Origin of the sequence: Streptomyces populi (assembly GCF_002911015.1) — a bacterium.
Lineage (GTDB): Bacteria > Actinomycetota > Actinomycetes > Streptomycetales > Streptomycetaceae > Streptomyces > Streptomyces populi.
This window is the reverse complement of the sequence record NZ_KZ626918.1, coordinates 26,002-38,916: the sequence shown is the minus strand read 5'-3', so window position 1 is coordinate 38,916 and position 12,915 is coordinate 26,002. Positions and strand designations below refer to the sequence as shown.

General features: G+C 72.2%; 10 protein-coding genes and 1 pseudogene. 5 read left to right on the top strand and 6 right to left on the bottom strand.

Annotated elements, in window-relative coordinates:
* Positions 1–183 precede the first annotated feature (183 nt).
* Entirely contained in the window at positions 184–702 is a 519-nt protein-coding gene (locus CW362_RS30455; protein ID WP_103552830.1) for a DoxX family protein, read from the top strand.
* Here CW362_RS30455 and CW362_RS30450 read toward each other — a convergent pair.
* The 3 genes from CW362_RS30450 to CW362_RS30440 all read right to left on the bottom strand — a co-directional run bounded on the left by CW362_RS30450 (position 696) and on the right by CW362_RS30440 (position 3,203).
* Positions 696–1,523 (bottom strand): class I SAM-dependent methyltransferase, encoded by an 828-nt coding sequence (locus CW362_RS30450; RefSeq protein ID WP_103552829.1) that lies wholly within the window; start codon positions 1,521–1,523, stop codon positions 696–698. The two genes, CW362_RS30455 and CW362_RS30450, sit on opposite strands and share 7 nt — an antisense overlap.
* Before the next feature lie 86 nt (positions 1,524–1,609).
* A complete protein-coding gene (locus tag CW362_RS30445; protein ID WP_103552828.1) occupies positions 1,610–1,834 on the bottom strand; it encodes a hypothetical protein in 225 nt (74 codons plus the stop codon).
* Positions 1,821–3,203 (bottom strand): PspC domain-containing protein, encoded by a 1,383-nt coding sequence (locus CW362_RS30440; RefSeq protein WP_103552827.1) that lies wholly within the window; start codon positions 3,201–3,203, stop codon positions 1,821–1,823. The genes CW362_RS30445 and CW362_RS30440 overlap by 14 nt, the downstream gene beginning before the upstream one ends.
* Before the next feature lie 140 nt (positions 3,204–3,343).
* Between CW362_RS30440 and CW362_RS30435 the strand changes: the two genes are divergently transcribed.
* Together CW362_RS30435 and CW362_RS30430 are read left to right on the top strand one after the other, a co-directional pair.
* Positions 3,344–4,669, top strand: a complete 1,326-nt coding sequence (locus CW362_RS30435) for an ATP-binding protein (RefSeq protein WP_103552826.1) — start codon at positions 3,344–3,346, stop codon at positions 4,667–4,669.
* Positions 4,666–5,400 (top strand): LuxR C-terminal-related transcriptional regulator, encoded by a 735-nt coding sequence (locus tag CW362_RS30430; protein WP_103552825.1) that lies wholly within the window; start codon positions 4,666–4,668, stop codon positions 5,398–5,400. The genes CW362_RS30435 and CW362_RS30430 overlap by 4 nt, the downstream gene beginning before the upstream one ends.
* A 9-nt stretch (positions 5,401–5,409) precedes the next feature.
* On the opposite strand, the gene CW362_RS30425 is transcribed toward CW362_RS30430, so the two are convergent.
* On the bottom strand, positions 5,410–6,501 hold the full coding sequence (locus CW362_RS30425) for a C40 family peptidase (RefSeq protein WP_103552834.1): 1,092 nt from the start codon (positions 6,499–6,501) through the stop codon (positions 5,410–5,412).
* 536 nt (positions 6,502–7,037) lie between these two features.
* Here CW362_RS30425 and CW362_RS30420 point away from each other — a divergent pair.
* Positions 7,038–7,391, top strand: a complete 354-nt coding sequence (locus tag CW362_RS30420; RefSeq protein ID WP_103552824.1) for a hypothetical protein — start codon at positions 7,038–7,040, stop codon at positions 7,389–7,391.
* A gap of 18 nt (positions 7,392–7,409) precedes the next feature.
* Here the strand turns inward: CW362_RS30420 and CW362_RS30415 are convergent, their stop codons facing one another.
* The gene (locus CW362_RS30415; RefSeq protein ID WP_240658116.1) at positions 7,410–8,315 is read right to left on the bottom strand and encodes a tellurite resistance/C4-dicarboxylate transporter family protein; all 906 of its coding nucleotides are present in this window, start codon (positions 8,313–8,315) and stop codon (positions 7,410–7,412) included.
* A 146-nt stretch (positions 8,316–8,461) separates the two neighbouring features.
* Positions 8,462–9,634 (bottom strand): annotated as a pseudogene (locus CW362_RS30410) (C40 family peptidase); the annotation flags it as partial.
* Between the two features lie 742 nt (positions 9,635–10,376).
* On the opposite strand from CW362_RS30410, the gene pcrA reads away from it, so the two are divergent.
* The gene (pcrA, locus tag CW362_RS30405; protein ID WP_103552822.1) at positions 10,377–12,863 is read left to right on the top strand and encodes a DNA helicase PcrA; all 2,487 of its coding nucleotides are present in this window, start codon (positions 10,377–10,379) and stop codon (positions 12,861–12,863) included.
* The last annotated feature ends 52 nt before the right edge of the window (positions 12,864–12,915 follow it).

The window sequence follows — 12,915 nt, the reverse complement described above, 5'->3', positions numbered from 1 at the left end:
CGGAGCCCCCGGTACGGGAAGGGGAGGGGCGGAGGGGGCGAAGAAGGCTTGTGCCGGAGCCAGGGGCCAGGGGGGCCGGAAGGTCGGGGCGAAAAGGGTTCCGGGGGGTGAGTAGGGGACCCGATTCGTACGTATGGTCTGGTGAGTGGCCAACGGCACACGGGTGAGAGGTGGCGGAGAGCGATGACTCACGGTATGCGGACGGAGACTCACACCCAGCATCTGGGGGAGCGACGGGACTGGCGGGAGACCGCGACCCGCTACTCCCTGCTGCCATTGCGGATCTTCCTGGGCGTCACCTTCGTCTACGCCGGCCTCGACAAACTCACGGACAGCGCCTTCATGAAGGCCTCCGGTTCGGGCTCGATCGGCGACATGATGCGCGGGGTGCGTGATTCCGCCGCCATACCGGCCCTCGTCGACCTGTCCCTGAAGAACCCCGTCGGCTTCGGCTACGCCATCGCGCTCGGTGAGCTCGCCGTCGGGATCGGCACCCTGATCGGTCTGTGGGCCCGTCTCGCCGCGCTCGGCGGGGCGCTCATCTCGCTCAGCCTGTGGCTGACCGTCAGCTGGGCCTCGGACCCGTACTACTACGGCAACGATCTCCCGTACCTGTTCTGCTGGACCCCCCTCGTGCTGGCCGGGGCGTCCTACTGGTCGCTGGACGCCGTGATCAGGCGACGGCGCCGGAGCGCCTACTGACGCCCCGAGCGGGCGAGGAACAGGTCGCTCAGGTGGTCCATGTCGATGCCGCCGCCGTGCGCGTCCAGGACCCGGGCCGTCTCGGCCAGGACCCGTTCGCGCCGGTCGGCGGGCAGGACGCGGAAGCCGGAGAGTGACGCCAGGTACCCCACGTACCGATCGGTGTCGTAGTGCCGGTTCCGGCGGAAACGGGACGCGCGCAGGTCGGTGAAGCGGCCGTCGCGCCGGCACTCGTCCTCCGGCCAGGAGCCGGGTATCGCGCCCCAGTCGCCCGGCACCTCGCCGAACGAGGACGCCGGCTCGCCGTGCGGCGTGTTCACCATCCCGTGCCGGCGGTCGACCTCGCTCAGGGCGGCGTGCAGCCCCGCGTCGCGGACACCCTGGAGGTTCCAGAACAGCGCCACCGCGCCGCCGGGGGCGAGGGCCTCGTGGACCAGGTCCCAGCGCCGCCCGGGGTCGAGCCAGTGCCAGGACGTGGCGGCGAGGACGAGGCCGAAGCGGCGGCCGTCCGGCCGCCACTGCTCGAAGGGACGGACCAGCACCTCGACCCCCGGCCAGGAGGCGGTGTTGCGGCGCAGGACCTCGGCCATGCGCCGGTCGGGTTCGACGCACACCAACCCGGTTCCCGACGCGGCGAACGCCACCGTGGCCTTCCCGGTGCCCGCGCCGACCTCCAGCGCCGTGCGGTCGCCCAGGGCCGCGTACGCCAGCACCTCCGTGACCAGTTCGTCCGGATATCCCGGGCGGGTGGCGTCGTACAGCTCGGCCACCTCGCCGAAGACCTGGCCGCGCGACCTGTCTACGTGCTCCTGTGCGGCCATCCGCGTCCTCCCGACCTCCCGACCTCCCGGCAAAGGGGAACCCTACCGACAGGTGCCTGGGGCGGTCCCGAAGTCGCCGCCACGCCCTAGGAGTTCAGGCCGGACGGCCTCCGGGCCGCACGGCGTCTGCGGACGGCGTGGTTCACGGTTGCCACGGCGCCCGCCAGGCAGAGGCCGACGAAGACGACCGGGATGACGGCGAACCACTCGGTCTCCCACCAGCCGGCCGCGTCCCCGGCGTAGGCGATGCCCCCGGCGGTGAGGAAGAGCCCCACCACGAGCTTTCCGGGCTGGAACTCATGACGCGGCACGGGCCACCTCCGCCTGGCCGACACCGACCTGGAGGTCGAGATCCAGGGTGCCCCCGTCCTTGCCGCCCGCCGTCGGCGGCAGGGTCACCTGCTTGTGCTTGCCCGGTTCCACGTCCACGTCCTTCTTGTCGTCACCCGGGAGCTGGATGTCTCCGACGCCCACCTCGACGGTCAGCCGCACGGTCACGTCCTTGGGGACGATCACCTTCAGTCGGCCCGCCCCCACCTCGGCGTTCGTCTTCACCGTCTGTCCCCGGGCGAGGTCGACACGGCTGAGGTCGAGGGTGCCCACTCCCGTGCCCAGGTCGTAACTCGTCCTCACGTCGGCCGCGGTCGCCGGAGCCCAGGTCGTCCGCACCCAGTGCGTGCCGATGTCCTTCGGCAGGGCCGCGGAGGCCGCGAGGAGGCCTGCGGTGATCACCGCCAGGAAGACCGTTCCCGCGCCCGTGCGGCCGCGGAAGGAGCTCACGGCGATGCCCAGGCCGAACACGATGAGCGCGACGGACAGTCCGGCCTGGAGGCTGGTGCCGAGCGCCCGGTCGTGCCAGTTCAGACCGGTGGTGAGGCCGCCCGCGAGGAGGGCGAGCAGGAAGATCCGGCCTCCTACGGGGCGGGGGCCGCGCTGTCCGGGTTCCCGTTGCGTCCGCGGGCCGGTGCGGGACGTGCCGCGGGCGGTGCTCGTCGCGGCCGCCACGTCGCGGTCGAGGGTCTCCGTCGGGCCCCACATGTAACCGGTGCCGCCGACGTGCGAACCGTCCTTGACGATCGGGTCACGCCACCAGGAGGGATAGGAGGCGGGGACGGGCGGGGCCTTCGCCTCCGGCGGGGCGTCGGCTGCGGCCTGCGCGGCCAGCGGGTCCGGGTCGGCGGCGCCGCGGTTCTGCGACCAGTAGCCCGCGCCCGCCAGCAGCAGGGACAGGACGACGGCGAACGTCAGGACGCCGCCGTTCTTGAGCATGGACAGGAACACTCCGCAGCCGACCAGGGCGAAGAGCACGGCGGTCAGCGCGGGACCGTCGACGCGGCCGGTGAGCAGCTTGCGGACCTCGTTCTCCTCCTCGTCGTCGTACGGGACGAAGAGCCACGCGAAGCCGTAGAAGATGAGGCCGATGCCGCCGGTCGCGGCGAGCACCGCAAGCACGATGCGGAAGATCACCGGGTCCATGTCGCACTGCCGGCCGAGCCCGGCGCACACCCCGCCGAGCATCTTCTGCCGACGGTCGCGCCGGAACCTGCGCGGCACCTCGGAGGAGGCGTCGGCGGTGGCGTCCGCCGGCCGCGCGGCGGACGCTTCCCCGTGAGCGCGCGGTTCGTCACCCGGAGCGGTGCCGGGGTCCGGCTCCGTCGCCGCGTGCTGCTGATCTGTCATGCGTCCATGGTGACGGGCGGGACGGCGCGGCGGCAGTCGGGATGACCCTGGCCGAACCCTGATATCCGCCCTGAGGGGAGGGCGGGGGCCGTTCGAACGCCGGTTCCTGAAGATCAGGGGAGTATCCGGGGCCGACCCTGATGCTCCGGTACGCCGGGCGTGTGAACATCGATGGCATGCCGGAAGCCGTAGCCATGACCACCGACGACCCGCGGCCCCCGCGCAAGCTCTACCGAAGCAGCGACGGACGCTGGCTCGGGGGCGTGGCGCGAGGGCTCGCCGGGCATCTCGGGCTGCCCGTGGTCTGGGTGCGGCTGGTGTTCGTCGGACTGTTCATGGCGGACGGGCTGGGCGCGCTGCTGTACGCCGCGTTCTGGTTCTTCGTGCCGCTCGGGGTCGGCGGCGTCGGATCCGGCCGTACGCCCGCGTTCACCACCGAGACCTCGCCCGACGGCCGCCGCAGACTCGTGGCCCGCAAGCCGGACAAGGGCCAGATCGTCGCCCTGCTCCTCATGGTCGTCGTGGCCATGGTCTTCGTCGGCAACGTGAACCTCGGCGGCGGCACGAAGGCGTACCTGTGGCCCACGGTCCTCGTCGGCGCGGGCGTCGCCCTGGTCTGGCGCCAGGCGGACAACGCGCGACGGGCCCGCTGGGCGGAGGTCGGCCGCCGTCGCCGTACGCTCACGCTGCTGCGGTCCGCGGCGGGCGTGCTGCTCGTCACCGCCGGTGTCTCCGGGATCTTCGTCCTCCAGGGCTCCGCGGCCCACCTCGGCTCGGTGCTCCAGGCCGCGCTCGCGGTCCTCGTCGGTATCGCGCTGCTCGCGGGCCCCTACCTGATCCGGATGACCCAGGACCTCTCCGAGGAGCGCCTGATGCGCATCCGCGCGCAGGAGCGGGCCGAAGTCGCCGCCCACGTCCACGACTCGGTGCTGCACACCCTGACCCTGATCCAGCGCAACGCGGAGAACGCGAACGAGGTGCGGCGCCTCGCCCGCGCCCAGGAACGCGATCTGCGGGCCTGGCTCTACAAGCCGGACGGCAGCGGCAAGGACGAGGACGAGGAGCCCGACACCGTCGCCGAGGCGGTCCGCGGCTATGCCGCCGAGGTCGAGGACAAGCACGGCGTTCCCATCGAGGTCGTCGTGGTGGGCGACTGCCCGCTCGACGACCGCCTGACCGCGCAGATGCAGGCGGCGAGGGAAGCGATGGTGAACGCGGCCAAGTACGGTGGCGAGGGCGGCGCCGTGCAGGTCTACGCCGAGGTCGAGGGCAGGACGGTCTTCGTGTCCGTCCGCGACAGAGGTCCCGGCTTCGACCTCGACGCGATACCCGCCGACCGCATGGGCGTCAGAGAATCGATCATCGGCCGCATGGAGCGCAACGGCGGCACGGCGCGGCTGCGCGCGGTGCCCGACGGCGGCACGGAGGTCGAACTGGAGATGGAGAGGGCGGAGAAAACGTCATGAGCGACACGAACGAGCCTGTGGAGTCCGGCGGTTCGACCGGGGAGGCCCCCGCGGCCGGCACCGAGGGCGGGCGCCGGGTGCGCGTGGTGCTCGTCGACGACCACCGTATGTTCCGTACGGGCGTCCAGGCCGAGATCGGGGAGACCGGGCGGACCGGCGTCGAAGTGGTCGGCGAGGCCGCGGACGTCGACCAGGCGGTCACGGTCATCACGGCCACCCGGCCCGAGGTCGTCCTCCTCGACGTCCACCTTCCCGGTGGCGGCGGCGTCGAAGTGCTGCGCCGCTGCGCTCCGTTGATGGCCGACGCCGAGCAGCCGGTCCGTTTCCTCGCGCTGTCCGTGTCGGACGCCGCGGAGGACGTGATCGGCGTGATCCGCGGCGGCGCCCGGGGGTACGTCACCAAGACGATCACCGGCACGGACCTCGTGGACTCGATCTTCCGCGTCCAGGACGGCGACGCGGTCTTCTCCCCCCGCCTCGCCGGGTTCGTCCTCGACGCCTTCGCCTCCACCGACGCCCCGCCCGTCGACGAGGACATGGACCGCCTCACCCAGCGCGAGCGCGAGGTCCTGCGCCTCATCGCCCGGGGGTACGCGTACAAGGAGATCGCCAAGCAGCTGTTCATCTCCGTCAAGACGGTCGAGTCGCACGTCTCGGCGGTCCTGCGCAAGCTCCAGCTCTCGAACCGTCACGAGCTGACCCGCTGGGCCACGGCGCGACGGCTGGTCTGACCCCGGCGTTCAGGCGACCCGGGCGGCCCCCACGAGGGGCATCTCGGTGATCGGGGCCACCCGTACGGGCGCCGACGGATTCGGGGCGTGGATCATCTGGCCGTTGCCGATGTAGATGCCCACGTGCGTGACGCCCGGGTAGAAGAACACCAGGTCGCCGGGCTGGAGTTCGGAGAGGGAGACCCGCTGCCCGGTGTTGATCTGGGAGTAGGTCGTGCGGGGCAGGGAGACGCCCGCGGAGCGGTACGCGGCCTGGACGAGACCGGAACAGTCGAAGGCGTCGGGGCCGGTGGCGCCCCAGACGTAGGGGCTGCCGAGCTTCGAGCGGGCGTAGGCGATGGCGGCCGCCGCACGGGAGTCGGGCGCCGCGACGCCGGAGCCGGTTCCGGCGGCGGACGTCCCGGACGACGGGACCGGTGCGGGGTCGCGGGCGTCGCGCGAGACGTGCTGCCGGTCGTCCGCGCCGCCCCGCTCCACGTACTGCGTGCGCTGCTCCGGAGTGAGGCGGTCGAGCAGCCGGCGTGCCGCGGTGAGCTTCTCGTTGACCGTCTTCTTCTGCCGCTTCAGCTCGGTCTGCCGTGCCTTGAGCGTCGACAGTTCGGTGTGGGCCTCCTCGCGCAACTGCTCCAGCTCGCGGAGCTGTTCGCGTACCCCGTCGATCTCCGCCGACTGCCGGGTGCCGACCCGCTCGGCGAACGCGGCCCCCTCCAGGTACCGTTCGGGGCGGTCGGAGAGCGCGAGTTGCACCACGGGGTCGAGTCCACCGCTGCGGTACTGCGCCGCCGCCATCGAACCCAGCGCGTCCCGCGCGGAGTTGAGCCGGTCCTCCCGGCGGGCCGCCTCGTCGCGGAGCTTGCTCAGGTTCGTCTCCGCCTGGTCGGCCTTCTCCTTGGCGCCGTTGTACTTCTCGGTGGCCGCCTCCGCCTCCTGGTACAGCTTGTCGACCCGGGCCTTCACCTGTGCCGGGGACAGCTGGGGGTCGGCGTGCCCGACCCCGTCGAAGCCGGTGGCCGTCGCCGCGCCCGCGAGGGCGATGGTGATTGCCGTGCGGGCCGTGTTTCCGCCGATCGAGCGCTGTCTGGCCTTGCGGTGCGCTGCCACGAGGGCCCACATCCTTCCGTGCGACCGCCCTTGAGGTGCGGTCAAGCGGTGACACGTCCGGCGGCGGCTCACAGGGGGAGCGTGCCGCCGCCGGACCTTCTCGGCGGTGGTGCCCGACTGCCGTCCCTGGCCCGGACGGTGGTGGGGAGCCGGTCACCTGGTGGAGGACGCTAAACCTGCGAGCGCGCTGTTGGTAACGCTATGTACGGAACTATCGCCATTGGATCGCCGAGAGACCGTATGTGGTCAATTTCCTGGCCGCACACCACCGGCTTCCCGCGGGGTGATGACCGATGCGGCGAATCCCGGACGGTTCGCGCGGTGCCGGTGCTATGGGTGACGCGCGATGGTCGGGTGACGGGGGAGTGGCGGCGGGGGCCGCGGCGCAAGGGGGGTCCGGTGGGAAAGGGGCGCCGGGCGGGCGGAGGGTAGGGGTGGGGTGGTCCGGCGGGCGGAGGTGTTCGGGGAACCGGCCCGGCCGGAGGGGCGGCCCCGGCCGGGAGGGCCGGCTGGGGGTGTGGTTAGGCTCCGGCCCCATGGACGTACTCATTCATCTCTTCGTCGGCCTGCACATCATCGGCATCGCCGCGCTCCTCGGCGGCTTCTTCACCCAGATGAAGGCGATGGGAGAGGGCACCGTCCGTTTCGTCCCGGCGATGCTGCACGGCGCGCTGACCATGCTGGTGACCGGGGTCGCCCTGGTCGGGCTCAACCAGGCCGAGGGCGGCACGGTCAACACCGTCAAGATCGGTGTGAAGCTGGCCCTGCTGATCGTGATCCTCGGGCTCGTCTACGTGAAGCGGGACGACGAGACGGTGGACAAGCGCCTCTTCGGCCTGGTCGGGCTGCTGACCGTCACGAACGTCTTCATCGCCGTCCTGTGGACCTGATCGGCTCTGTGGACCTGATCAGCGCCCCCGGTCCCGCACGGCGGACCTGAAGGCGAGGGCGGTGCCCGCGGCCGTCGCGAGCCACGCGGCCACCGCGATCCACAGCAGCACCTGTCCCGGCCCCTTGAGCCGGAAGACGTCCAGGGCGGCCGCGACCGCGAGCGTCGCCACCGCCGTCATCCCCATCGGGAACACGGACGACCAGCGCCGCACGTCGTACCGGGGGCGCGGCCACACCACCTCCGCCACGGCCAGCAGGACGTAGCAGACGAGGGCGAGCACGAGCAGCGCGCCGGTCGTGGCGCGCAGGACGCCCTGGTCGTCGTTGTTCCACAGGTACGGATCCGCGTCGCGCGCCACGACGAGTCCCGCCCCGGCCAGCGCCGAGATGCCCAGCGCGCCCGCCGCCACCCAGTGGTCCCCGGCGCCCTTCCTCACCTCCCACGGGTCGAAGTACGCGAGCGAGAGCACGTAGAGCGCGATCCCCACCCAGTACAGCGCCATCGCGGCGTGCGCGAGCCAGTCCGAGGCCGCCTCGGTGGCGATCGTCGCCCCGAGGACCGAGAGCCCCTGCGTGGCCACGCAGACGAGGAACACCTCTCCCGTCATGCGGCGCCGCCAGCGCCGCAGGACGGCCAGGAGCAGGACCGGCCAGAGCGCGGCCGACAGCGCGAGCAGGACCTCGGCGAGCCCCCGCCACCCCAGGAGGGAGAACCGGGTGCCGAGCACGGTGGTCGCCGCGACCGCGTCGAGCCCGGCGGGCGTGCCGGCCCGCCGCGCCCATTGCTCCCGGTCGCCCACCAGCCGGGCGAGGAAGTCCGAGGCGAGCCCGATCCAGGCGAGCGACGCTAGGAACAACGCGATCCGGGAGAGGGGCTCGTGGCCGGTCAGGTGCAGCCCGGTCGAGAGGATGCCGGTGGCCATGACGGCGGCCCCGGCGGCGGGCGCCCACCCCGTCCACCAGGCGCGGAGCGGAATGGCGTCCGGCATGTCCGGTGTGTCTGGCATGCGCCCGATGCTAGGGATCTCCGGAGCGGTTGCGGGCGGGGCGCGCGCGGCGGGGGTGAGAACGCGGGGCGCACCACGCTGTGGATCGCCGAGGTGCCGTCGTAGTAGATCGATTCCTCGCGGACGTACGCTCCCGGCTTCGGTGCGTGGATCATCATGCCGCCGCCGATGTAGAGGCCGACGTGGCTGATGTCGCCGTAGAAGAAGACCAGGTCGCCGGGCCGGGCGTCGGAGAGGGGGACCGTCGTGCCGGCGTTCACCTGGTCGTAGGTGACGCGCGGGAGGCTGACGCCGGCGGCCTTCCAGGCGGCCTGGGTCAGGCCCGAGCAGTCGTAGGAGTCCGGGCCCGTGGCGCCCCAGACGTACGGCTTGCCGATCTGCGCGCGGGCGAACGCGAGCGCCTCGGCTGCCTTCGACGAGGACGAGGGCGTGGACGGGGAGTCCGTGGCCGTCGACCCCGACGACGACCCGGAGGCCGATCCGGTCGCGGTGCCGGACGACGACTGCTCCTCGGCGGCCTTCTCGGCCGCGGCCTGCTGCCGTGCCAGCTCCGCCGCCTTGGCCGCGGCCTGCTCCTGCTTCTTCTTCTCGATCGCCGCCAGTCGCGCCTTTTCCTCGGCGTTCAGCTTCGAGAGCAGGTCGCGGGCCTCGGCGAGCTTCCGCTGCACCGTGGCCTTGGAGGTCTTGAGCTCCTTCTGCGTGGCGGTCAGCGACTCCAGGCTCCGGGTGGCCTCCGTCCGCTTCTTGGTGGTGGCGGCCTGCTCCGTGACGTAGTCGTCGACGGCCGCCTTCTGGCGGGTCGTCAGCCGGCTCATGAGCTGGGTCTGGTCGAAGTAGTCCTGCGGGTTGTCCGCGAGCAGCAGGGTCGCGGTGTCGGGCGCGGCGGCCCCGGTGCGGTACTGCGCCGCGGCGAACGAACCCAGTTCCTCGCGCGCGGAGTTGAGCTTGTCGGTGCGCCGGGCGACGTCGTCGAGCAGGGTGTCGACGCGCTTGCGCTGCTCGGCGGTCTTCTCCCGGGTCGCGTTGTACTTCTCGGTGGCGGTCTCGGCCTGGTGGTAGAGGGCGTCGACCTTCTTGGAGACCTCTTCGATGCTGGGCCTGGGCTCGGCCGAGGGGGCGGCGTTGGCCGTCTGGGAGAGCAGGGCCACGGAGGTGAGGGCCGCCGTGGCGAGGGCCGGGGTCCGTATGCCTGCGATGCGCGCACCCGAGGGGCGCGCCTTGCGGTGTGACGCCAAGAGAGGCGACTCCTTCCGTCGTCCGCCTACCGAGTTGGCGGTGGGGGTACCCCCACGCCGTTCAGGCTGTGGGGGAGGGTTCGGGCGGACGGTTCCGGAAGGTTGCCCTACGGTCTCACCGCCCCGCGAGGCAGTGGGACCGATTCACCCCGAGGTCGGTGGGTCCCCGGTTCCGGCGGCCCCGCGGGCGTGCCGGACTCGGCGGAGGCCGCCCGGCCCGGCGAGGTTCGCCGGTCGCGGTCGAGCGGCCTTCCGGCACGCTAGCCAACTGGTGTGGCCCGTGTGAAGGTTGATGCACGATATGTCCGATACATTTTCGTGACCTTTGCCGCGCGCTCCGTTCCCGACCCTGTCGTGGCACGTGTGTGGCGGCGCGAGCCGGCCGTGAACCCCCGGCCCCGGGCCCCGGCGCCGGACGGTCGGGCCCCGGACTCTCGGGCCCGACGCCGGACGGTCTCGCCCCGCCGGTCCGGTCCGCCGGTCCGGTCCGCTCTCCGGGCGGCCCGTTCCGTCGGCCCGGCTCCCGCTCCGGGTGGCCGGGCGGCCGGACCCCGCTCTCGGCGCCCCGCCGACCCGTCCTTGCCCCGGGTGACCTTCCGGGACCGTACGGTCACCGGGTGTGAGGCGCCGTGACCGGAGGGTCGCCGTCCCGGGGCCGTCCGCCGGGACCCTTGTCACACTTCCGGTCGAGTTCTCGAGGCGGCGGCGGGCTGTCGGTGGGGCGGCCTAGACTCGGAGAGCGATGAGCAGCCTCTTTGACGACAGCTTCCTGGCGGCCCTCCAGCCCTCCGCGGCCCATGAGGACGAACCCCCGCCGCCGCCCGAGGACGATCACGTACCGGAGCCGGTTCCGGACGATCTGTTCGGCGGGAAGTTCGACGTGCCGCCGGACCGGGACGCGTACTACCGCGACGGTGCGCCCAGGCCCGCCGTGGACCCGGCGGCCCTGCTGGACGGGCTGAACGAGAACCAGCGCGCGGCCGTGGTGCACTCCGGCTCCCCGCTGCTCATCGTGGCCGGTGCCGGCTCCGGCAAGACGCGCGTGCTCACCCACCGCATCGCGCACCTGCTCGGTGAGCGCGGCGTCCACCCCGGCCAGATCCTGGCGATCACCTTCACCAACAAGGCCGCCGGCGAGATGAAGGAGCGCGTCGAGGCGCTCGTGGGCCCGCGCGCCAACGCGATGTGGGTGATGACCTTCCATAGCGCCTGCGTCCGCATCCTGCGCCGCGAGAGCAAGACGCTCGGCTTCACCTCGTCGTTCTCGATCTACGACGCCGCCGACTCCAAGCGTCTGATGGCGCTCGTCTGCCGTGACCTCGACCTCGACCCCAAGCGGTTCCCGCCGAAGTCGTTCAGCGCCAAGATCTCGAACCTGAAGAACGAGCTGATCGACGAGGAGGACTTCGCCGCCCGGGCCGCCGACGGGTTCGAGAAGACCCTCGCCCAGGCGTACGCGATGTACCAGTCGCGGCTGCGCGAGGCCAACGCGCTCGACTTCGACGACCTGATCATGACCACGGTCAATCTGCTGCGTGCCTTCCCGGACGTCGCCGAGCACTACCGCCGCCGCTTCCGGCACGTCCTGGTCGACGAGTACCAGGACACCAACCACGCGCAGTACGCGCTCGTCCGGGAGCTCGTGGGGACCTCCGAGCCCCCGGCGGGCGGCTCGTCCGGCGCGTACGGCCCGGACCCGGCGGAGCTGTGCGTCGTGGGTGACGCGGACCAGTCGATCTACGCCTTCCGCGGCGCGACCATCCGCAACATCCTCCAGTTCGAGGAGGACTACCCGAACGCGACGACGATCCTCCTGGAGCAGAACTACCGCTCCACCCAGACGATCCTGTCCGCCGCCAACGCGGTCATCGAGCGCAACGAGTCCCGCCGCCCCAAGAACCTGTGGACCAACGCGGGCGCGGGCTCGAACATCACGGGCTACGTCGCGGACACCGAGCACGACGAGGCCCAGTTCGTCGCCGACGAGATAGACCGCCTCACGGACGCGGGCGAGGCCAGGGCGGGCGACGTCGCGGTCTTCTACCGCACGAACGCGCAGTCCCGTGTCTTCGAAGAGGTCTTCATCCGCGTCGGCCTGCCGTACAAGGTCGTCGGCGGTGTCCGCTTCTACGAGCGCAAGGAGGTCCGGGACGTCCTGGCGTACCTCAGGGTGCTGTCCAACCCCGAGGACTCGGTCCCGATGCGCCGCATCCTGAACGTGCCCAAGCGCGGCATCGGCGAACGCGCCGAGGCGATGATCGACGCCCTGGCGCAGCGCGAGAGGATCAGCTTCCCGCAGGCGCTGCGCCGCGTCGACGAGGCCTACGGCATGGCCGCGCGCTCCACCAACGCGGTCAAGCGGTTCAACACGCTCATGGAGGACCTCCGCACGATCGTCGAGTCCGGTGCGGGCCCGGCGACCATCCTGGAGGCCGTCCTCGAACGCACCGGCTATCTCGCCGAGTTGCAGGCGTCGACCGACCCGCAGGACGAGACCCGGATCGAGAACCTCCAGGAACTCGCCGCCGTCGCCCTGGAGTTCGAGCAGGAGACCGGTGAGGGCGAGACCCCGCCCGGGCTCGCCGCGTTCCTGGAGCGGGTCGCGCTCGTCGCCGACTCCGACCAGATCCCGGACGAGGAGGACGGCAACGGCGTCATCACCCTGATGACCCTGCACACCGCCAAGGGCCTCGAGTTCCCCGTGGTCTTCCTGACCGGCATGGAGGACGGCGTCTTCCCGCACATGCGCGCGCTCGGACAGGTCAAGGAGCTGGAGGAGGAGCGACGCCTCGCGTACGTCGGCATCACGCGCGCGCGTGAGCGGCTCTACCTCACCCGGTCCTCGATGCGCAGCGCCTGGGGGCAGCCCTCGTACAACCCGCCCTCCCGCTTCCTGGAGGAGATCCCGGCGACCCATCTGGACTGGAAGCGCACGGGGGCGACGGCGCCCAGGCCCGCCGGTCCGGTCTCCGGTGTCGCCGCCTCCCTCTCCTCCTCGCGCTCGCGGTCCGCGGCCTCGGGTGCCTCGGGGTTCGCCACCCGCCGCGCTGCCGGCGAGAAGCCCGTGGTCTCGCTGGCCGTCGGGGACCGGGTCACGCACGACCAGTTCGGCCTCGGCACCGTCGTCGGTGTGAAGGGGACGGGCGCGAACGCGGAGGCGACGGTCGACTTCGGGGAGCCCAAGCCGAAGCGGCTGCTGCTGCGGTACGCGCCGGTGGAGAAGCTGTAGTCCCGCGGGACCGTTCGCGTGATCCGCTCGCGCGAACGGTCCCGCGGTGACG

What these genes read in the sequence shown, in the direction of transcription:
- CW362_RS30435 (WP_103552826.1), top strand. Translation starts at nt 3,344, where the DNA reads ATGCTCCGGTACGCCGGGCGTGTGAACATCGATGGCATGCCGGAAGCC.
- pcrA (WP_103552822.1), top strand. Translation starts at nt 10,377, where the DNA reads ATGAGCAGCCTCTTTGACGACAGCTTCCTGGCGGCCCTCCAGCCCTCC.
- CW362_RS30440 (WP_103552827.1), bottom strand. Translation starts at nt 3,203, where the DNA reads ATGACAGATCAGCAGCACGCGGCGACGGAGCCGGACCCCGGCACCGCT.
- CW362_RS30455 (WP_103552830.1), top strand. Translation starts at nt 184, where the DNA reads ATGACTCACGGTATGCGGACGGAGACTCACACCCAGCATCTGGGGGAG.
- CW362_RS30430 (WP_103552825.1), top strand. Translation starts at nt 4,666, where the DNA reads ATGAGCGACACGAACGAGCCTGTGGAGTCCGGCGGTTCGACCGGGGAG.
- CW362_RS30450 (WP_103552829.1), bottom strand. Translation starts at nt 1,523, where the DNA reads ATGGCCGCACAGGAGCACGTAGACAGGTCGCGCGGCCAGGTCTTCGGC.
- CW362_RS30420 (WP_103552824.1), top strand. Translation starts at nt 7,038, where the DNA reads ATGGACGTACTCATTCATCTCTTCGTCGGCCTGCACATCATCGGCATC.
- CW362_RS30415 (WP_240658116.1), bottom strand. Translation starts at nt 8,315, where the DNA reads ATGGCCACCGGCATCCTCTCGACCGGGCTGCACCTGACCGGCCACGAG.